This window comes from Rathayibacter sp. Leaf248 (assembly GCF_920939495.1).
GTDB classification, from domain to species: Bacteria; Actinomycetota; Actinomycetes; order Actinomycetales; family Microbacteriaceae; genus Rathayibacter; species Rathayibacter caricis.
Genome location: NZ_CAKLAV010000001.1, coordinates 2,274,026 through 2,293,333 on the forward strand (window position 1 = coordinate 2,274,026; position 19,308 = coordinate 2,293,333).

The window sequence follows — 19,308 nt, forward strand, 5'->3', positions numbered from 1 at the left end:
TGCTGATCGAGTAGCCCACGCAGCGGGCGTCTCGAGATCCATCGACGACGAGGAGGGGGCGGGGCGCCGAGCGCCCTGCCCCCTTCCGCCGTCTCAGAGGTCGTACGTCGTGTCGCCCTCCACGCGCCCGACCGGCTCCCACGCCCGGGCGCGGTCGCTCCGCACCGCCGCCTCGACGATCTCGGCGGCCGACCAGGCGTCGGCCGCCGACGGCGCGAGCTGGCGCCCCTCCAGCACCGAGCGCAGGAAGAGTTGCGCCTCGATCGTCTTGAGGTCGTCGAAGCCCATGCTCGTCCCGGCTCCCGGCTGGAAGCGGGCGAAGTCGCCGAAGCCCGGCTGCGCCATGATCGTGCGGTAGCCGCTCGTGTCGTCGGCGAACTGCAGCTCGTTCAGGCGCTGGAAGTCCCAGCGCAGCGAGCCCTTCGTGCCGTACACCTCGAGCGCGTACTCGGCCCGCGGCCCGATCGCGACGCGGCTCGACTCGAGCACCACCACGGCGCCCGACTCGAAGCGGCCGAGCAGCGCGGCGTAGTCCTCGTTCTCGACGGGACCGGTCGCCCCGCCCTCCTCGCCCTTGCTGAAGTGCCCGGCCGCGCCGGAGCCGGGCAGCGGCCGCTCGCGGATGAACGTCTCGGTCAGCCCCGTGACGGAGTCGATGCGCCCCGCGACGAACTGCGCGAGGTCGGCTCCGTGCGACAGCAGATCGCCCAGCACGCCGGAGCCCGCCCGCTCGCGGACGAAGCGCCAGGTCAGAGCGCCGAGCGGATCGGCGGAGTAGTCGGCGAGCAGGCTCACCCGGACGTTGGTCACGGTCCCGATCGCGCCGGAGCGCACGAGCTCGCGGGCGCGCGCGACGGCGGGCGCGTGGCGGTAGTTGAAGCCCACCGAGGTGACGACGCCGGCCGCGGAGGCGGCGCGCGCGATGTCGGACGACTCCGCGGCGGAGCGTCCCATCGGCTTCTCGATCCAGAACGGCTTGCCCGCGGCGGCGGCGGCGAGCGCCACCTCGCGGTGCAGGAAGTTGGGGGCGCAGATCGACACCACGTCGACCTCGGGGTCGGCCAGCACCTCGCGGTAGTCCGCGGTGGTGCGGCGGTAGCCGAGGACCTCCTCGGCGCTGCGGCGGACTCCCGCGTCGGTGTCGGCGGCCGAGACCAGCTCCACGGTGGCGGACAGTTCGGGATAGTGGTCTCGGACGGCGCGGTACGCCCGCGAATGCAGGCGCCCCATCCATCCCAACGAGACCAGGCCTACTCCGATGCGGGGCGATGAGGACACGATGCTCCTGACGTATTCGACTCTGAACACCCCCATCGTAGCTCAATGACAGAATGTATTGACATGAATGATCCCCTCGCTCATACTCGACCCGACACCGACGTCACCCCGGACCGTCCCGCGCGACGCGATCCGAACCGAAGGGACTTTTCAATGAAGAAGCGATTCCTCGCCGGCCTCGGCCTGGCGGCGGCCACCGGAGTGCTCCTCGCCGGCTGCACCGGTACGGGCCAGGAGACCGCGGCCACCACGACGGAGGGCGGCGACCTCACCTACGCCGTCGTCACCCACTCCGGACCGGGCGACGCCTTCTGGGACCGCGTGAAGTCCGGCGCCGAGGCGGCCGGAGCCGACTACTCCGCCACCGTCACCTACAACTCCGACCCCGACCCCGCGAAGCAGTCGCAGCTCATCGACAACGCGGTCGCGCAGGACGTCGACGGGATCGTGGTCTCGATGGCCAACCCCGACGGTGTCCGCGACAGCGTCGAGAAGGCCGTCGCGGCGGGCATCCCCGTCGTCACGATCAACTCCGGCATCGAGCGCTCGGCCGAGTTCGGCGCCCTCACCCACATCGGCCAGAGCGAGACCGTGGCCGGAGAGGCCGTCGGCACGCGACTCGCCGACGCCGGCCTCACCAACGCGCTCTGCGTCATCCAGGAGGCGGGCAACGTCGGCCTCGAGGAGCGCTGCAAGGCCGCCGCGAGCACCTTCGGCGGCACGATGACGAACCTGCAGGTCGACGGCACCAACGACGCCGAGGTCAAGGCGACGATCAAGTCGAAGCTGCAGGCCGACCCGTCCATCGACGGAGTGCTGACCCTCGGCGGCCAGTACGCCATCGACGCGGTCGGTGCGGTCGAGGAGTCGGGCAGCACCGCGCAGATCGGCACCTTCGACCTCTCGGAGGACGTCGTCTCGGCGGTCGAGGCCGGCAGCGTCCTCTTCGCGGTCGACCAGCAGCCCTACGTCCAGGGCTTCCTGGGTGTGACCGCGCTCGAGCTCTACGCGACCAACGGCAACATCATCGGCGGTGGCCAGCCCGTCTACTCCGGACCTGCCTTCGTCACCGAGGACAACGCGGCCGAGGTCGCGGAGTTCGCCGCCAACGGCACCCGCTAGAGCGCGACCCGCTCCAGACCCCCACGGGGGCCGGTGCGCCCCGCGCCCGGCCCCCCGCTCGTCCCACGAATCAGGAGTCACCGTTGACGACCACAGACATCGTGACGATCGCGACGAGGCCCCGCCTCGAGCGGCGTCCCATCCGCAAGATCCTCGCCCGGCCCGAGACCGGTGCCTTCGTCGCGGCCCTCGCCGTGCTGGTGTTCTTCTCCCTCTACACCCCGCAGTTCCTGAGCCTCGCCGGAGCCGGCGTCTGGCTCGAGTCGGCCTCCACCTTCGGCATCATGGCCGTCGCCGTCGCCGTGCTCATGATCGGCGGCGAGTTCGACCTCTCGGCCGGAGTCATGACCGGGTTCTCGGCGCTGATCGTCGGCATCCTGACCACCCACTACGGGCTGAGCATCTGGGTCGCCGTCCTCGTCTCGCTCGTCGTCTGCCTCGGCGTCGGCGCGCTCAACGGCGTCCTCGTGATGAAGACCGGGCTCCCCAGCTTCATCGTGACCCTCGGCACCTTCTTCGCCCTCGCGGGCATCGACCTCGCGGTCACCAAGCTCATCACCGGGCAGGTGGCGATCCAGGGCATGACCCAGGTCCCCGCGTACGACTCGATCCAGCCGCTCTTCGGCGCCTCACTCCAGATCGGCAACGGCACGTTCTACATCTCGGTGCTCTGGTGGTTCGTCGTGACCGCGGTGGCCACCTGGCTCCTGCTGCGCACCCGCGCCGGCAACTGGGTGTTCGCCGTCGGCGGCGCCCTCAACTCCTCGCGCCAGGTCGGCGTGCCCGTGTTCAAGACCAAGATCGGCCTGTTCATGGGAACGGCCGGAGCCGCGTGGTTGGTCGGCATGATCTCGCTCTTCCGCACCTCGACGGTGCAGGCGAACACCGGCGTCGGCCAGGAGTTCATCTACATCATCTGCGCGGTCGTCGGCGGCTGCTTGATGACCGGCGGCTACGGCTCCGCGATCGGCGCCGCCCTCGGCGCGCTGATCTACGGCATGGTCTTCCAGGGCATCACCTTCGCCCAGTGGGACACCAACTGGCTCCGGACGGTCCTCGGCGGCATGCTGCTCGCCGCGGTCCTCCTGAACAACTTCGTCCGCACACGAGCAGGAGGCGGGCGATGAGCACCGACACCGCAGGACCCTCGACCGGGCGACCGGCCACCCCGAAGACCCCGGTGGGCACGACCATCGTCGAGGTCAGGGACATCGGCAAGAGCTACGGAGCCGTCAACGCGCTCGCGGGGGTCTCGACCACCGTGAACGCGGGGCAGGTCACCTGCGTGCTGGGCGACAACGGCGCGGGCAAGTCGACCTTCATCAAGATGCTGGCCGGCGCCCACACGCCCACCGAGGGCACGCTGCTGCTCGACGGCGAGCCGATCACGTTCGCCTCGCCTCGCGCGGCCCTCTCGGCCGGCATCGCCACGGTCTACCAGGACCTCGCGGTCGTGCCGCTCATGCCGGTCTGGCGGAACTTCTTCCTCGGCTCCGAGCTGACGACGGGCGTCGGTCCGTTCCGCCGCCTGGACGTCAAGTCGATGAAGCAGATCACCGTCGACGAGCTCGCCCGCATGGGCATCGATCTCCGCGACGTCGACCAGCCCATCGGCACCCTCTCGGGCGGCGAGCGCCAGTGCGTCGCCATCGCCCGCGCCGTCCACTTCGGCGCCCGCGTGCTGATCCTCGACGAGCCGACCGCCGCGCTCGGCGTCAAGCAGTCCGGCGTGGTGCTGAAGTACATCGCCCGCTCGCGCGACGAGGGCCTCGGAGTGGTGTTCATCACCCACAACCCGCACCACGCGTACCCGGTCGGCGACCGCTTCCTCCTCCTGAACCGCGGCACGAGCCTCGGCAACTTCGAGAAGAGCGAGATCTCGCTGGCGGAGCTCACCGGCCTGATGGCCGGCGGCGCCGAGCTGGACTCGCTGGCGCACGAGCTGCAGCGCGAGATGCCCGACTCCCCGGTGGCCCGCGAGGTCGCCGCCGAGGCCGGGGTGGCCACGACGCCCGCGGGTCCGCCCCGGGCCTGACGAACCACCCCTCCGCGATCCGCCGCGATCCGCTTCCCTCCCTGCCCGGGAGGAGCGGATCGCGGCGGATCGTTTCCGTGCGGGCGGCAGGGTGCAGAACATCTTCTGAGGAGGGGGTCTGACGGCTGACAGCCGCGAGACCCCCTCCTCAGCTGATGATGCGCAGCGGAGTTGCGCGGCAGAGCGGTGCTCAAGGACCCTCGACCGCTCCGACTTCCGCGGGACGGCCACGACGGCTCCGACCTCGACGGCATCGATCCGTCACAGACGGCCGGCTGCGCGGCCACCCGTGACGGATCACGGGGCAGTGCGAGGGGGCGTTCAGGGTCGCGAGGAACAGAGCGAGCGCACGGCGGAGCGAGCGTGCGAGGTCAGACGCGCCCGAGGGTGACGATGTCCTCCAGGAACTCCGCGGCGACCTGCGGCGACACTGTCGCCCGGGTCGAGGCGATCGCCGCGGCGTAGTCGTCGGTCGACGGGCCGGAGTCGTCGGCGCCCGAGTAGACCGCCGACTCCAGCGCCGCCTGCGAGGCCTTCCGTGCCGCGTACTCGATGTCGGCCGGCGAGAAGCCCTCGGTGCGCTCGACGAGCACCTCGACGTCGACGACCGCGGCGGCCGGGATGTAGCGCGCCCAGATGGCGCGGCGGGCCTCGGCGTCGGGCAGGCCGATCGGGATCACGTAGTCGAAGCGGCCGTGGCGCAGGAACGCGGAGTCGATCGCGCGGATGAAGTTCGTGGCGCAGATCAGCAGCCGGTCGGGCTGCTCGCGGAAGGACGGGATGAGCTTCAGCAGCTCGTTCGTGACGCCCTGCGTCGGCGAGGGCGGCTCGCCCTGCCGGTGCGACGCGATCTCCTCGACCTCGTCGAGGAACACGACCGCGCGCTCGAGTCCGGCGATCGCCTCGAAGGTCTGGCGGAGCCCGCCCGCGAGACCGGCCGGATCGGCGGCGAGACGCGAGGGGAACACCTCGACGAACGACCGCTCCAGGCGCGAGGCGATGGCCTTCGCGAAGGTGGTCTTGCCGGTGCCGGGCGGGCCGAACAGGACCACGGAGCGCGGCGGGGCGACTCCGTAGCGCTCGGCGAGACCCGGACGCGCCAGGGGCATCACCAGTCGTCGCTCCAGCAGCTCCTTCTCGGCGGTCATGCCGCCGACCGCGTCCCACAGGCCGCGCGGCAGCACGCGGCCGCCGAGCTCGGCGAGCAGCCGCAGCTCCTCCCCCTGCACCGGCACGCGCCGCTCGAAGTAGTGCAGGTTCTGCCCCACCTCGAAGCCCTGGCGGAGGAATGCGCCGACCCGGGTCTCGGCCGCGGGCATCAGCGCCGACAGCTTCGAGATGCCGGCGGGCGCCATCCGCGACTCGAGGGCCGCGAGCAGAGCGGAGCCGATCCCGCGGCCCCGGTGCTCGGGAGCCGTCGCGAGGAACACGACCCAGCCCTGGGCGTGCGCGGCGCGGCCGACCGCCGCGCCCACGACCCGGTCGTCGACCAGCGCGACGACGGCGTGGTCCTTCGCGCACGACGCCAGCACCTCGGCGAGGTTGTAGACGGGCCGGGCCTCGGAGGCGTTCACCTGCTCCCAGAGGCGCAGCACGCCGTCGACGTCGTCGGAGTGGTGGTCGCGGATCCGCCAGCCGGTCACGCTGCACCCACCGGCAGCCGGTCGCGGTCGTAGGTGATCGTGCTGTAGCCGTGCGGAGCGGGCCGCCCGTCGTCGCCGAGGCTCACGAACACGAGGCGCTCGATCACCAGGATGCTGCGCCGGGTGATCATGTTGCGCACCTCCGCGCGCATCGTCAGGGAGGTCCGGCCGAAGGACGTGGCGCGCAGGCCCATCTCGATCAGGTCGCCCAGCACGGCGGAGGAGACGAAGTCGATCTCGGAGATGTACTTCGTCACGGCCCGCGGGTTGCCGAGCTGGAGGATCGCGTAGATCGCCGCCTCCTCGTCGATCCAGCGCAGCAGGCTGCCGCCGAAGAGGCTTCCGTGCGCGTTCAAGTCCTCCGGACGCACCCAGCGGCGCGAGCGGAAGGTGACGCTCTCGTCCTGGTGGTCCGGCACGACGGCTCAGATCACCGGGAGCAGGATGTCCCGCACGAGCGCGTCGAGCTGCGCGTCGGCGTCCAGGAACTGCCGGAGGGTCCGACGGGTCGCTCCGAACGAGTCGAACTCGTCGATGGTCATGCCGTCCTCGAGGTAGGCGCGGCGGAACTCGGGGAGGCGCCCGAGCAGCGTCTCGAGGATCTGCGGCGGCACCGGGACGTCGATGCGGTCGGGCTCGGCCTCGATGCCGTTCTCGTTGATGAGCAGCTGCCACTCGAAGGGCGGCGAGACCACGAGGTCGCCGCCGACGAGCTCCGACCACTGCAGGTGGTTGCGGAACGCCGCCGACAGGATCCGGGAGCGGTAGCCGCGCTCCTGGAAGATCCGGTACGCCTCCTTCAGCGCGGCGACGCCGCCCCACTCGAGGTAGCCGGGGTCGAGCAGCAGACGGTCGGCGGCGGCCGAGGCCTTCAGCCAGTCGTCCAGGCGCCCGCCCATGATCGTGACGACGCTGCCGAACTCGCGCTCGGGCTCGCCGTCGGAGGCGCGGGCGTCGAGACCCCGCTCGATCGCCTCGGCCACGGCGACCGCCTGCGCGACGGTGAACGAGACGGTCGCGTTGATGCTCACTCCGCGGCGGGTGGCCTTCTCGATGGCCTCGATGCCGACCTTCGTCGCGGGGATCTTCACGATGATGTTCTCGGCGAGGTGCGAGAAGTGCACGGCCTGCTCGACGAGGGCGTCGGCGTCGCGGTGCAGGCGCGGGTCGGTCTGCACCGAGAGCCGGCCGTTGCGGCCACCGCTCTCGCGGAAGGCGGGGAGGAGCAGCTCGGCCGCCTGGACCGACATCTCCTCGATCGCGAGCCAGCCCAGGGCGCTCTCGCCCAGGGTGGGGTGCTCGGCGGCCAGCTCGGCCAGGCGCGGGCCCCAGACGTCGAGGTTCTTGCGGATGGTCGTGTAGGCGATCACCGGGTTGCAGGTCGCTCCGACGGCGCCGAACCCGATCGACCGGGAGAGCTCCGAGAGGTCCGCCGAGTCGTTCCAGAGACTCGTCGGACTCGCCTGCGCCGCCCGGGCGAGCGGGGTGCTGGTGTCGCTGGTGGTCCGGACGGTGCTCATGGAGGCTCTCTCTCGACGGTGGCAGGAGGACCAGAGCGGGGCGTCTTCGTCCTTATGTCCTAACATACTGTCTTTCTTATGCTCGCGCGACCCGACAATCGGCCGATATGTCAGGATGGGAGATCGACGAACGAGAGCGGAGCCCATGCCTCAGGACGAGCAGATGCTGCCCCCCGATTTCTTCCTCGGGCTCGATCGCTCCGGTCCGGTGCCGCTCTACTACCAGGTGTCGAACCTCCTCGAGAAGGCGATCCTCGACGAGACGCTGCCGGCCGGCGCCCGCCTCGAGAACGAGGTCGCGCTCAGCGCCCGCCTCGGCCTCTCGCGCCCCACGATCCGCCGCGCGATCCAGGAGCTGGTCGACAAGGGCCTGCTCGTGCGCCGCCGTGGCATCGGCACCCAGGTCGTCCACGGCCGGGTCACCCGCAACGTCGAGCTGACCAGCCTCTACGAGGACCTCGAGCGCACGGGGCAGAAGCCCGAGACGACGCTCCTCTCCTCCTCCGTCGAGGGCGCCGACGAGAAGACCGCCGAGGCGCTCTCCGTGGCGGTCGGCAGCCCGACCCTGCACCTCAAGCGCGTGCGCTCCGCCGACGGAGTGCCGCTCGCGATCCTCGACAACGTGCTGCCCGAGGCGTTCGTCGACCTCGATGAGGAGTCGCTCGCTCGCCACGGGCTGTACCAGCTGCTGCGCGGCCGGGGAGTCACGATGCGCGTCGCGAAGCAGCGGATCGGCGCGCGCTCGGCCACCGCCTCCGAGAGCCGCCTGCTCGACCTGCCCAAGGGCGCGGCCGTGCTGACCATGGGTCGCACGGCGTTCGACAGCTCGGGCCGCGCGGTCGAGTACGGCCAGCACTGCTACCGCCCGGACCTGTACTCGTTCGAGATCACGCTCGTCGAGCGCTGACCCGGGGTCTGCCCGTCGCGATCGACCGTCTGCAAAAGGCGGCTCCGAGCAGGACGCTTCTCGTGGGAGCAGCCCCCGCTTGGTGATCGAGTAGCCCGCGCAGCGGGCGTATCGAGATCCACCCACTCCGGAAGACCTGACCGAGAGACCGAGCCGCTAGGACCGTCGGGTCTCGATACGCCCCTCCGGGGCTACTCGACCAGCAACAGAGGCGCGGCTCCCAGCCCGCTGATCGAGTAGCCCGCACAGCGGGCGTATCGAGATCCACCCACTCCGGAAGGGCCGATCGAGAGACACATCTGCTGGGACCGTCGGGTCTCGATACGCCCCTCCGGGGCTACTCGACCAGCAACAGAGGCGCGACCCCCAGCCCGCTGATCGAGTAGCCCGCGCAGCGGGCGTATCGAGCGGAGGGGGCGCCTTCGGCGCCAACGCAGGGCGGGGAAGAGACGGATCTTCTGGGAGACGTGGGTCTCGATACTCCCCTTCGGGGCTACTCGACCAGCAAGGAGGCGGGGGTCTCTTCCAAGTAGATCCACCCACTCCAGAAGAGCCGACCGAGAGACCGAGCCGCTGGGACCGTCGGGTCTCGATACGCCCCTGCGGGGCTACTCGACCAGCAAAAGAGGCCCGCTGATCGAGTAGCCCGCGCAGCGGGCGTATCGAGATCCACCCACTCCAGAAGAGCCGACCGAGAGACCGAGACGCTGGGACCGTCGGGTCTCGATACGCCCCTCCGGGGCTACTCGACCAGCAAAAGAGGCCCGCTGATCGAGTAGCCCGCGCAGCGGGCGTATCGAGATCCACCAGCTCCAGGACATCGCGGGTCTCGATACGCGCCTGCGGCGCTACTCGACCAGCAATAGCGGCGCGGTCAGCCGAGGAGGGGGCGGCGGGCGGCGGAGTGCTCGACGTACTCCTCGCGGGCGCGCTGGGTGCCGGGCAGGGTCGAGGTCTCGGCGACGGGGACGTCCCACCAGCCCTCGCCGCTCGGCGCGTACTGCAGAGGGTCGCTCTCGATGTGGATGAGCGTGGTCGTCGCGGACGCCTTCGCGGCCGTGATCGCGCGGCCCAGGTCGGCCACCGCCTCGGGTCCGCGAGCGATCTCGATGGTCTCGACGCCGTAGCTGCGCGCGTTGGCGGCGAGATCCACGGGCAGCACCGCGCCGCTCCCGTCGCGGTAGCGCGTGCCGTAGCGCTCGCCTCCGAGGGTCTCGGACAGGTGCCCGATCGACGCGTAGCCGTGGTTCTGCAGCAGGACCACGATGATCTTCAGCCCCTCGGCCACCGCCGTCACGAGCTCGGTGTGCAGCATCAGGTAGGAGCCGTCGCCGACCATCACGATCGCGTCGCGGTCGGGAGCCGCGCGGCGCACGCCCAGTCCGCCCGCGATCTCGTAGCCCATGCACGAGAAGGCGTACTCGACGTGGTACCCGAGGCTGTCCCGCACCCGCCACAGCTTGTGCAGGTCTCCCGGGAGCGAGCCCGCCGCCTGCACCACGACGTCGCGCGGGTCGGAGGCCGACTGCACGGCGTGGATGATCTCGGCCTGACCGGGCAGCTCGCCGCCGGAGGGCTCGAACGCGCGGTCGACCACGGCGTCCCACGCCGCCTTCTCCTCGGCGGCCCTGCACGACCACTCCTCGGGAACACTCCAGCCCTCGAGCGCGGCGAGCAGCGCCTCCAGAGCCTCGCGGGCGTCGGCGATGACGGGCAGCTGCGAGCCGTGCTTGTAGGCGTCGAAGGAGGCGACGTTGATGTTGACGAAGGTCACGTCGGGGTTCTGGAACGCGGTGCGGCTCGCCGTCGTAAAATCGGAGTAGCGGGTGCCGACTCCGATGACCACGTCGGCCTCGGCCGCGAGCCGGTTCGCCGCCGTGGTGCCGGTCGCTCCGATGCCGCCGAGGTACTGCGGGTGGTCCCACAGCAGGGAGCCGCCGCCGGCCTGCGAGGTGCCGACCGGGATGCCGGTGCCCTCGACGAGCGCGCGGAGGGCGTCCTCGGCGCCGGAGTAGATCACTCCGCCGCCCGCGACGACGATCGGGTTCTTCGCCGAGCGGATCGCGTCGACGGCGCGCGCCAGGGGGCCGCGCTCGGGGACCGGGCGGCGGACGTGCCACTCGCGGGGCGCCAGGAACTCCTCGGGGACGTCCAGCGCCTCGGCCTGGACGTCCTCGGGGAGGGCGATGGTCACGGCGCCGGTCTCGGCGGGGTCGGTCAGCACGCGCATCGCCGCGAGGGCGATCGAGAAGAGCTTCTCGGGGCGGTCGACGCGGTCGAAGAAGCGCGACAGCGGGCGGAACGCGTCGGTGACCTGCACGCTCGTGTCGTGCGGCAGCTCGATCTGCTGCAGCACCGGATCCGCGACGCGGGTCGCGAAGGTGTCGCTCGGCAGCAGCAGAGCGGGCAGGCGGTTCGTGGTGGCGAGCGCGGCTCCGGTGAGCATGTTCGCCGCGCCCGGGCCGACGGAGGCGGTGCTCGCGAACGTCGCGCGACGCCGGCGCATGCGCGCGTAGCCGACCGCCTGGTGCACCATCGCCTGCTCGTTGCGCGCCTGGTGGTACGGCATCAGTCCCGGCTGCTCGGCCTCGAGCTGCTGCAGCGCCTGGCCGATGCCGGCGACGTTGCCGTGCCCGAAGATGCCGAACGTGCCGGCGATGGTGCGCTCGCGGTGGTCGCCGTCGACCGTCCACTGGTTCGCCAGGAACTCGATCAGCGCCTGGCCGACCGTCATCCGCCTGGTGGTGCTCATGTCGTGCCGTCCTTCTTCGTCGAGGGGTGTCGTGTCGGTGCCGGGGGTCAGCGGTCATAGGGGAGGCGCGGATCGATGTCCTGACCCTCCCACGTCGCGCGGATCCAGCCGTGGGCCGGGTCGTCCGAGATGTTCCAGACGCGCTCGGGATCCGGCCCCGCCATCACGTTGAGGTAGTAGAGGTCGTAGCCCGGCGCCGCGACGCACGGGCCGTGCCAGCCGTACGGCAGCAGGGCGACGTCGCCGGTGCGGACCTCGGCGAGCACGTCGATCTCGCCGGCCGGCGAGGAGTAGGTGCGGAGGAAGCCGAACGGGTCGGCCTGCGCGGGGGCGTCGAGGCCCTTCGCGACGGCGGTCTCGAAGTAGTAGATCTCCTCGAGGCGCGACTCCTGGCCCGGGATCGACTCGTCGTGCTTGTGCGGCGGGTAGCTCGACCAGTTCTCGGCCGGAGTGATCACCTCGCAGACGATGAAGCGCCCGGCCTCGAGGGCCTGCGGCGTGCCGAAGTTGTGCACCTGCCGGCTCGAGCGGCCGGCGCCGCGCAGCTCGATCGGCACCTCGTCGCGGGTGATGTGGCGGCTGGGGTGCACCTCGGCGGTGGGCGCCTCGGCGACGGCGACGCGCCCCTCCCCCTCGAGCGTCGCGGAGGCGAGGCTCGAGAGGTAGAGGACGTCGCTCGGACCGTCGAAGACCGAGACCCGACCCTCCAGCAGGGTGGTCTCCGACGGACCCGAGCTCTGGTGCCGGACCGTGAACGATCCGGACAGCGGGACCACGAGGCGCTCGACGCCGTCGGCGGGGAGCTCGAGCACGGTCCCCGCGGCGAGGTCGGCGACGCGCAGGCCGGTGTGCTGCCAGCCCGCGCGGGAGTCGTCGACGACGGACTCCCACCCGTCGCGCGCGAGGGCGCCGCGGGGGAACACCCAGTCGTTCTGCGTGGTCATGTGCGGGGCCTTCCGTGGAGGGGTGGTCGGTGGGAGTCGGGAGGTGGTGGGTCTCGATACGCCGCTGCGCGGCTACTCGACCAGCAGAGGTGTCCGAGCACAACCGGCGATCCGCGTGTCAGCGGATCGTCGTGTGCGGACGCAGGACGCTCTGCGGAACCCCGCCTCCTGCCCCGCCGACCGCGGCCGATCGACGAGCGAAGCGAGGAGAGAGGCTCAGAAACTCAGTTCTGGGGGAAGCCCAGGTTGATGCCGCCGTGCGACGGGTCGAGCCAGCGGCTGGTGATCGCCTTCTGCTGCGTGAAGAAGCGCACCCCTTCCGCGCCGTGGGCCTTGGTGTCGCCGAACAGCGACGACTTCCAGCCGCCGAACGAGAACGTCGCCACAGGCACCGGGATCGGCACGTTGATGCCGATCATGCCCACCTGGACCTCGTTCTGGAAGCGGCGGGCCGCCCCTCCGTCGTTCGTGAAGATCGCCGTGCCGTTGCCGAACGCGCCGCCGTTGATCAGCTCGACGCCCTCCTCGTACGTGCCGACGCGGACGATCGACAGCACCGGGCCGAAGATCTCCTCGGTGTAGGCGCGAGACGTGGTCGGGACCTTGTCGAGCAGCGTCGGGCCGAGCCAGAAGCCGTTCGGGTCGCCGTCGACCTCGATGCCGCGACCGTCGATGACGACCTCCGCACCGTCCTCCTCCGCGATCGCGATGTACGAGGCGACCTTGTCGCGGTGCACCTCGGTCACCAGCGGACCCATGTCGCAGCCGCGACGCCCGTCGCCGATGCGCAACTGCGACGCCCGGTCCTGGATCTTCGAGATCAGCTCATCCGCCACCGGCTCCACCGCGACGACCACCGAGATCGCCATGCAGCGCTCCCCCGCGGAGCCGAAGCCCGCGTTGATCGCCGAGTCGGCCACGAGGTCGAGGTCCGCATCCGGCAGCACCAGCATGTGGTTCTTCGCCCCACCGAGCGCCTGCACCCGCTTGCCGTGCTTGGTGCCCGTCTCGTAGACGTACTGCGCGATCGGAGTCGACCCCACGAACGAGATCGAGCGCACGTCCGGGTGCGTGAGCAGCCCGTCCACGGCCTGCTTGTCGCCGTTGAGCACCGTGAACACGCCGTCGGGGAGACCGGCCTCCTTCCACAGCTTCGCGAGCCAGATCGCGGCGGTCGGGTCCTTCTCGGACGGCTTGAGGATCACCGTGTTGCCGGCCGCGATCGCGATCGGGAAGAACCACATCGGCACCATCGCCGGGAAGTTGAACGGCGAGATGATGCCGACGACGCCCAGCGGCTGCTTCGTCGAGTACACGTCGACGCCGGTCGACACCTGCTCCGAGTACTCACCCTTAAGGTGGTGCGCGAGGCCGGTCGCGAACTCCACGACCTCCTGGCCGCGGGTGATCTCGCCGAGCGCGTCCGAGACGACCTTGCCGTGCTCCGACGTGATGATCTCGGCCAGCTCGCCCTTCTTCGCCTCGAGCAGCTCGCGGAAGCGGAACAGGATCTGCTGGCGCTTGGCGAGCGACAGGTCGCGCCACGCGGGGAACGCGGCCTTCGCGGAGGCGATGGCGGCCTCGATCTCGGCGTCGTCGGCCAGCGCGACCTCCTTCGTCGCGACTCCGAGCGCCGGATCGAAGACCGGAGCGGTGCGGCCGGAGGTCGACGGCGACTCGCGGCCGTCGATCCAGTGCGGCACCACGGCGAGCGCGTGGATCGGTTCGGTTCCCAGGGTTTCGGACATGTTCCTTCTTCTCTTCTCGAAAGGGGAGGTGTCAGCCGTGCACGAGCGCGGCGGCGGTGTCGACCGCGCCCGCGACGTCGCCGTCGGGCGGGTAGAGCAGGGTGCGGCCCACGACGAGCCCGCGGACTCCGGGCAGCGCGAGCGCCGCCTCCCACGAGGCGTAGGTCTCGTCGGGGCTGCCGGAGGGATCGCCGCCGAGCAGGAGGGTGGGCAGCGTCGTCGACGCCATCACCCGCTCCATCTCGGGCACGACGGGCAGCTTGAGCCAGGAGTAGGCGGACGTGTTGCCGAGCCCGGCGGTGATCGCGATCGAGGTGATGACCGCCTCCGCCGAGAGGTCGTTCTGCACCGCGCCGTTCGCCCAGCGGCTGAGGAACGGCTCGAGCATGATCGGCACGCGGGCCGCCGCCGCCGCGTCGACCGCGCGGGCCGACGCCTCGATGGTGGCCGCGGTCGCGAAGTCGCCGAGGTTCACGCGGAGGAGCAGCTTCGCGAAGTCGATCCCGGCCGCCACGATGCCGGGCACGTCGTACCCGGTGAAGCGGTCGTCCATCTCGAAGCGCGCGCCCTTGAGGCCGCCGCGGTTCATCGATCCGACGACGACCTTGCCCTCGAGGGCGCCCAGCAGGGCGAGGTCCTCGATGATGTCGGGCGTGCCGAGCACGCCGTCCACACCCGGCCGCTCGAGGGCGGTGACGAGGCGGGCGAGCAGCCCGTAGCGGTCGGCCATGGCGGTCGGGTCGTCGCGGACGCCGAGGGCGCCGCGCGCCGGGTGGTCGGCGGCGACGATGAAGAGGCGGCCGTCCTCGGCGAGCAGCGGCCGGCGGACGCGGTCGCGCACGCGGGGCAGCACGGTCTCGGGGGCGGTGGTGCGGATCTCGCGCAGCGTCTCGAAATCGAGGGCGGCGAGGGTCTCAGGCAGCGACATCGGCGATGCTCCTCACGATCTCGGCGACCTCGTCGGTCGAGGGCATGGCGGTCGAGCACTCCCGCCGCGAGGCGACGATCGCTCCGGCGACGTTGGCGAAGCGGAGCACCTCCTCGAGCGACCAGTCCTGCAGGAGGCCGTGGCACAGGGCGCCGCCGAAGCCGTCGCCGGCGCCGAGGCCGTTGACCACCTCGACCGCGTAGGGAGCGACCTCGACGGTCTCGTCGCGCGTCTTGGCGAGCACGCCGCGCGGGCCCTGCTTGACGATCGCGAGGTCGAGGCCGCGGTCGAGCAGTGCATCGGCGGCGCGGTGCGGGTCGGTCTCGCCGACCGCGATCTCGCACTCCTCGCGGTTGCCGACGGCGACGCTCACGTGCTCGAGCGCGCGGGACACCTCGCGGCGGGCGATGTCGGGCGACTTCCAGAACATCGGCCGGTAGTCGAGATCGAGGATCGTGAGCGGGCGGCGGCCGCGCGCCTCCCAGGCCGTGTGGTGCGCGGTCCGGCTGGGATCCTCCGAGAGGCCGGTGACCGTGGACCAGTAGATGCGGGCCCGGGCGATCGAGTCGAGGTCGAGCTCGTTGACGGTGATGACCAGGTCGGGGGCCTTGGGCGCGCGGTAGAAGTAGAGCGGGAAGTCGTCCGGCGGGAAGATCTCGCAGAAGGTGACGGGGGTGTTCAGCCCCGACACGGTGCGGACGAACTCGGCGGAGGCGCCCAGGCGCTCGAGCTCGCGCGAGACGAAGCGGCCGAAGGGGTCGTCGCCCGTGCGGGTGATGATGGCGGACTTCAGGCCGTGCTTCGCGGCGGCCACGGTGACGTTCGCCGCGCTGCCGCCGAGGTACTTGCCGAAGGTCTCGACGTCCTCGAGGCCCACTCCGTCCTGGAGCGGGTAGATGTCGACGCCGGAGCGCCCGATGGTGATCAGGTCGAAGGGAGTGTGCTCGGTCATACGTCGCTGTACAACTTCCTTGTCGAGGGGGTGGGCGCCGTGCTTCTGCGACCCGCCATGTACTTACATATGAACATACAGGAGAACCCTCGCGCTGTCACCCGCAGCCGCCGCGATCGGAGTGAGCCGGTCGCGGCGGCCGCGCGATCAGACCCGCGTCGCCGTGTAGACCACCCCGTGCTCGGGGTGCAGCAGCGGCGCCATCAGCCCCGCGGAGGCGAGCGCCGCTCCCGAGACGACCGTGCCGATCCGCTCGCCCCGCGGCACCCACGACGGCGCGCCGTGGGCGTCCGCCGACGGCTCCGCTCGGAGCCCCCACCACTCGGCGGGAGTCGTGCCGCGCCCGACACCGCCGACGAGCACCGGCTCGACGCGGTAGGACGCGTCGGGGTCGAGACCCGGCAGCCGGACGCGGCCGGGCGACACCACCTCGGAGCGGGCGAGCGAGACGAGCGAGTAGACCGCCGCCGAGCGGTCCGCCGCCACGACGCCGTGCACGGCGAGCGTCGCGTCGGGGTGGTCGAGGCGGACGAGGTCGCCGCCGTGCAGGAGCGCGCGCTGCTCCTTGTGGAACGCGATCCACGCGCCGAGCTCGTCGAGCTCCTCCTCCGTGGCCGTGCGCAGATCCCACTCGACGCCCAGGTGCCCGAAGAGGGCCGAGACGGCGCGGAAGGACAGGTCGTGCCGGCGCCCGGTGGTGTGCGAGAGGGCCGAGGCGATGTGCGAGCCCATCAGCTCCGGTGGGATCAGCTGCGTCGTCCAGCGGTTCATCTGCTGACGGTCCAGCGGGTCGATGTTGTCCGAGACCCAGACGCGGTCGGTCCGCTCGAGCACGCCGAGGTCCACTCGCGCGCCGCCGGAGGAGCACGACTCGATCTCGAGGTCGGGGAAGCGCTCGCGGATCTCGTCGACCAGGCGGTAGAAGGCGAGCGTCTGCTCGTGCACTCCCGCCTCCCCGCCGGGCGGGCGCCCCGCGTCGACGAGGTCGCGGTTGTGGTCCCACTTGATGTACGCGATGTCGTACTCGTCGAGGATCGCCGTGATCGCGTCCCGGAGGTGCGCGAAGCAGTCGGGGTTCGCCAGGTCGAGCACCTGCTGCGTCCGGGACTCGACGGGTAGGCGGCCTCCGGTGGACAGGATCCAGTCCGGGTGCGCGCGGGCGAGATCGGAGTCGGGGTTCACCATCTCGGGCTCGAACCAGAGGCCGAACTGCATCCCGAGCGCCCGGACGCGATCGACGAGCGGGTGCAGCCCGTCGGGCCAGACGTCGGCCGAGACGGTCCAGTCGCCCAGGCCCGAGCGGTCGTCGCGACGGCTGCCGAACCAGCCGTCGTCGAGCACGTACCGCTCGATGCCCAGCGCGGCGGCGCGCTCGGCGAGCTCGGTCAGCACGTCGAGGTCGTGGTCGAAGTAGACCGCCTCCCAGACGTTGAGGGTCACGGGGCGGGCGGAGGAGGGGTGACCCGGCCGGGCGCGGAGCATCCGGTGGAACCGGCGCGCGACGGCGTCGAGTCCGACGGCGTACGAGCCGTGCACCCAGGGGCTCCGGTAGCTCTCGCCCGCGGCCAGGCGGACCTCGCCGGGGAGCAGCAGCTCCCCTCCGCCGAGCAGCTGCACGCCGGTCGAGACGCGCTCGACCTGGTGCACGTGGTTGCCCGACCAGCCGGTGTGCAGCCCCCAGACCTCGCCGTCGGCGAAGCCGAAGCCGGGCGCTCCGACCGAGAGGAGGGTCGCGGCGTCGGCCCCGGTGCGGCCGTGGCGGCCCTCGCGGCGGTGCGCGCCGATGCCCACGGGGCGCCGCTGCGGCGTGCGCTCCTTGCCCCAGCGCCCGGCGAAGTCGAGGATCTCGCTCGCCGTCGCGGGCACGGGCAGGCACAGCAGCAGCTCGTCCAGCTGGTAGACGTCGTCGCCGAGGTTGGTGACCTCGGCGCGGGTGCGGACGACTCCCGACGCGTCGAGCTCGAGCTCGATCTCGACGGCGAGCCCCGCGACGGCGTCGACGGCCCGGACCCGCAGCGATGCGGGGCCGGTGGCGACGACCAGCGGAACGTCCTGCGGGAGCGTCGAGGCACTCCCTCCCTCGGTCACCGAGATCGAGGCCACGGTGAAGCGCGGCGACCAGTCGGCGCCGGAGCGCGAGCCGCTGAGCCCCGGGCGTCCCGTCCAGCCCGTCCAGTGCTCGGGGAGGAGCGCGACGCGGACGGGCTCGTCGACGTCGTTCGGGCCGACGGGGGTCCGCCCCGCCGCGGCGAAGGCCTCGAAGGCCTCGAGGTCGAGCGGGCCGGTGTCGGCGCCCCAGTGCAGGACGGCGGGGAGCCGGTCGTCGCTGAGGTCGACGACGAGCGAGACGCCGGCGGTGCGCATCACGACGCCGGTCGTGCGGGGAGAGGTCATGTCGGAGGGCCTTTCGTGGAGGTGACGGGGGCGCGGTGGGCGCCGCATCCGCAGGACTCGCGGAGGATCAGCTCGCCGGGGAAGGTCGTGATGCTCTTCGGCGGCGGGCCGGTGTGGAGGACGGCATCGATCGCCGCGCGGGCCATGGCGCGCACGGGCTGCTGGAGGGTGGTGAGGCGGGGGACGCTGAAGGCCGACTCCGACGTGCCGTCGTAGGAGATGACCGCCAGGTCCTCGGGGATGCGGAGGCCGTGGTCGGCGGCGCCGCGGAGGAAGCCGATGCCGATGAGGTCGGAGCCCGCGAAGACCGCGTCGGGACGGCCGGGCCCCGAGAGCAGCCTCGCCGCCGCCTCCAGCCCGCCCTCCCGCGACCACCCGGTGATCTCGATCGGGCCGGGCTCGAGCCCGGCGTCCCGGAGCGTCCGCTCCCAGCCGATCTGCCGGGGATCGGTGCGCTGATCGGGGTCGGAGCTCGCACCGAGGACGAGCGCGACCCGCCGGCGGCCGTGCACCTCGACGAGGTGCCGCACCGCCTCCGCCGCGCTCCCGATCGCGTCCACCCCGATGGAGGGGGCTCCCTCGATGGGGTGGAACGCGTCGATCACGACGGTCGGGACCTGCGCGTCCGAGGAGGAGCCGGGCCGCAGGCCCTGCAGGACGCTCGCGATGATCAGCCCGTCCACCCCGCGCGAGCCCATCTCGGTGACGAGCCGCTCCTCGTTCTCGGCGTCGTCGTGGGTGTTGGCGATGAGGAGGGCGTAGCCGCGCTCGGCGGCCGCGGTCTCGATCTGCAGGGCGAACTCGGCGAAGTAGGGGTTGCTGCTGTCGGGGATGAGGAGGGCGAGGACGTGCGTGCGGCCCGTGCGCAGGGCGCGCGCCGCGGTGTTGGGCACGTAGCCCAGCTCCTTGATCGCCTCGTGCACGCGGCGCTCCTTCTCGGGCGAGACGCGTTTGGCGCCGGTGAGCACGTAGCTGACGACCGCCGTGCTCACCTGGGCGTGCTCGGCGACCTGGTTGCGGGTCGGCGCCTTGCGCGGCAGCGAACGATCGAGCACAGCGGTCTCCTCGGACTCGTGGGGGGACCC

At 71.7% G+C, this 19,308-nt stretch carries 15 protein-coding genes; 4 read left to right on the forward strand and 11 right to left on the reverse strand.

Annotated features, from left to right (window positions below; genetic code table 11):
- Positions 1–93: 93 nt before the first annotated feature.
- Positions 94–1,278 carry a Gfo/Idh/MocA family protein gene (locus tag LRG51_RS10905; protein WP_230672747.1) on the reverse strand — a complete coding sequence of 395 codons (1,185 nt, stop codon included), beginning with the start codon at positions 1,276–1,278 and terminating at the stop codon, positions 94–96.
- A 153-nt stretch (positions 1,279–1,431) separates the two neighbouring features.
- On the opposite strand from LRG51_RS10905, the gene LRG51_RS10910 reads away from it, so the two are divergent.
- The 3 genes from LRG51_RS10910 to LRG51_RS10920 all read left to right on the forward strand — a co-directional run bounded on the left by LRG51_RS10910 (position 1,432) and on the right by LRG51_RS10920 (position 4,435).
- The gene (locus tag LRG51_RS10910; RefSeq protein WP_056865910.1) at positions 1,432–2,400 is read left to right on the forward strand and encodes a sugar ABC transporter substrate-binding protein; all 969 of its coding nucleotides are present in this window, start codon (positions 1,432–1,434) and stop codon (positions 2,398–2,400) included.
- Between the two features lie 83 nt (positions 2,401–2,483).
- On the forward strand, positions 2,484–3,527 hold the full coding sequence (locus LRG51_RS10915; RefSeq protein WP_056865909.1) for an ABC transporter permease: 1,044 nt from the start codon (positions 2,484–2,486) through the stop codon (positions 3,525–3,527).
- Positions 3,524–4,435 carry an ATP-binding cassette domain-containing protein gene (locus LRG51_RS10920; protein WP_230672748.1) on the forward strand — a complete coding sequence of 304 codons (912 nt, stop codon included), beginning with the start codon at positions 3,524–3,526 and terminating at the stop codon, positions 4,433–4,435. The genes LRG51_RS10915 and LRG51_RS10920 overlap by 4 nt, the downstream gene beginning before the upstream one ends.
- 371 nt (positions 4,436–4,806) lie before the next feature.
- Here LRG51_RS10920 and LRG51_RS10925 read toward each other — a convergent pair whose 3' ends face one another.
- The 3 genes from LRG51_RS10925 to LRG51_RS10935 are packed head-to-tail and all read right to left on the reverse strand — an operon-like array spanning position 4,807 to position 7,598.
- Positions 4,807–6,078: an ATP-binding protein gene (locus LRG51_RS10925; RefSeq protein ID WP_230672749.1), complete on the reverse strand. Its 1,272-nt coding sequence runs from the start codon at positions 6,076–6,078 to the stop codon at positions 4,807–4,809.
- Complete coding sequence (locus LRG51_RS10930; protein ID WP_230672750.1) at positions 6,075–6,497, reverse strand: acyl-CoA thioesterase; 423 nt, start codon at positions 6,495–6,497, stop codon at positions 6,075–6,077. Before LRG51_RS10930 ends, LRG51_RS10925 begins: the two co-directional genes overlap by 4 nt.
- 6 nt (positions 6,498–6,503) lie before the next feature.
- Positions 6,504–7,598: a transaldolase family protein gene (locus LRG51_RS10935; RefSeq protein WP_230672751.1), complete on the reverse strand. Its 1,095-nt coding sequence runs from the start codon at positions 7,596–7,598 to the stop codon at positions 6,504–6,506.
- A 145-nt stretch (positions 7,599–7,743) separates the two neighbouring features.
- On the opposite strand from LRG51_RS10935, the gene LRG51_RS10940 reads away from it, so the two are divergent.
- Positions 7,744–8,505 (forward strand): GntR family transcriptional regulator, encoded by a 762-nt coding sequence (locus tag LRG51_RS10940; RefSeq protein WP_230672752.1) that lies wholly within the window; start codon positions 7,744–7,746, stop codon positions 8,503–8,505.
- 874 nt (positions 8,506–9,379) lie between these two features.
- Here LRG51_RS10940 and iolD read toward each other — a convergent pair.
- From iolD to LRG51_RS10975, 7 genes are all read right to left on the reverse strand, one after another.
- Complete coding sequence (gene iolD, locus LRG51_RS10945; RefSeq protein ID WP_230672753.1) at positions 9,380–11,257, reverse strand: 3D-(3,5/4)-trihydroxycyclohexane-1,2-dione acylhydrolase (decyclizing); 1,878 nt, start codon at positions 11,255–11,257, stop codon at positions 9,380–9,382.
- A 47-nt stretch (positions 11,258–11,304) separates the two neighbouring features.
- Positions 11,305–12,201: a 5-deoxy-glucuronate isomerase gene (gene iolB, locus LRG51_RS10950; RefSeq protein WP_107574092.1), complete on the reverse strand. Its 897-nt coding sequence runs from the start codon at positions 12,199–12,201 to the stop codon at positions 11,305–11,307.
- Positions 12,202–12,425: 224 nt separating this feature from the next.
- On the reverse strand, positions 12,426–13,949 hold the full coding sequence (locus tag LRG51_RS10955) for a CoA-acylating methylmalonate-semialdehyde dehydrogenase (RefSeq protein ID WP_230672754.1): 1,524 nt from the start codon (positions 13,947–13,949) through the stop codon (positions 12,426–12,428).
- A 31-nt stretch (positions 13,950–13,980) separates the two neighbouring features.
- Positions 13,981–14,877, reverse strand: coding sequence for a Cgl0159 family (beta/alpha)8-fold protein (locus LRG51_RS10960; protein ID WP_056868996.1), 897 nt, complete (start codon positions 14,875–14,877; stop codon positions 13,981–13,983).
- Complete coding sequence (gene iolC, locus LRG51_RS10965; protein ID WP_230672755.1) at positions 14,864–15,829, reverse strand: 5-dehydro-2-deoxygluconokinase; 966 nt, start codon at positions 15,827–15,829, stop codon at positions 14,864–14,866. The genes LRG51_RS10960 and iolC overlap by 14 nt, the downstream gene beginning before the upstream one ends.
- A 147-nt stretch (positions 15,830–15,976) precedes the next feature.
- Complete coding sequence (locus LRG51_RS10970) at positions 15,977–18,223, reverse strand: alpha-galactosidase (protein ID WP_230672756.1); 2,247 nt, start codon at positions 18,221–18,223, stop codon at positions 15,977–15,979.
- Entirely contained in the window at positions 18,220–19,278 is a 1,059-nt protein-coding gene (locus tag LRG51_RS10975) for a LacI family DNA-binding transcriptional regulator (RefSeq protein WP_107574088.1), read from the reverse strand. The genes LRG51_RS10970 and LRG51_RS10975 overlap by 4 nt, the downstream gene beginning before the upstream one ends.
- Between the last annotated feature and the right edge of the window lie 30 nt (positions 19,279–19,308).

What these genes read in the sequence shown, in the direction of transcription:
- LRG51_RS10910 (WP_056865910.1), top strand. Translation starts at nt 1,432, where the DNA reads ATGAAGAAGCGATTCCTCGCCGGCCTCGGCCTGGCGGCGGCCACCGGA.
- LRG51_RS10920 (WP_230672748.1), top strand. Translation starts at nt 3,524, where the DNA reads ATGAGCACCGACACCGCAGGACCCTCGACCGGGCGACCGGCCACCCCG.
- LRG51_RS10935 (WP_230672751.1), bottom strand. Translation starts at nt 7,598, where the DNA reads ATGAGCACCGTCCGGACCACCAGCGACACCAGCACCCCGCTCGCCCGG.
- LRG51_RS10940 (WP_230672752.1), top strand. Translation starts at nt 7,744, where the DNA reads ATGCCTCAGGACGAGCAGATGCTGCCCCCCGATTTCTTCCTCGGGCTC.
- iolD (WP_230672753.1), bottom strand. Translation starts at nt 11,257, where the DNA reads ATGAGCACCACCAGGCGGATGACGGTCGGCCAGGCGCTGATCGAGTTC.
- iolB (WP_107574092.1), bottom strand. Translation starts at nt 12,201, where the DNA reads ATGACCACGCAGAACGACTGGGTGTTCCCCCGCGGCGCCCTCGCGCGC.
- LRG51_RS10955 (WP_230672754.1), bottom strand. Translation starts at nt 13,949, where the DNA reads ATGTCCGAAACCCTGGGAACCGAACCGATCCACGCGCTCGCCGTGGTG.
- LRG51_RS10960 (WP_056868996.1), bottom strand. Translation starts at nt 14,877, where the DNA reads ATGTCGCTGCCTGAGACCCTCGCCGCCCTCGATTTCGAGACGCTGCGC.
- iolC (WP_230672755.1), bottom strand. Translation starts at nt 15,829, where the DNA reads ATGACCGAGCACACTCCCTTCGACCTGATCACCATCGGGCGCTCCGGC.
- LRG51_RS10970 (WP_230672756.1), bottom strand. Translation starts at nt 18,223, where the DNA reads ATGACCTCTCCCCGCACGACCGGCGTCGTGATGCGCACCGCCGGCGTC.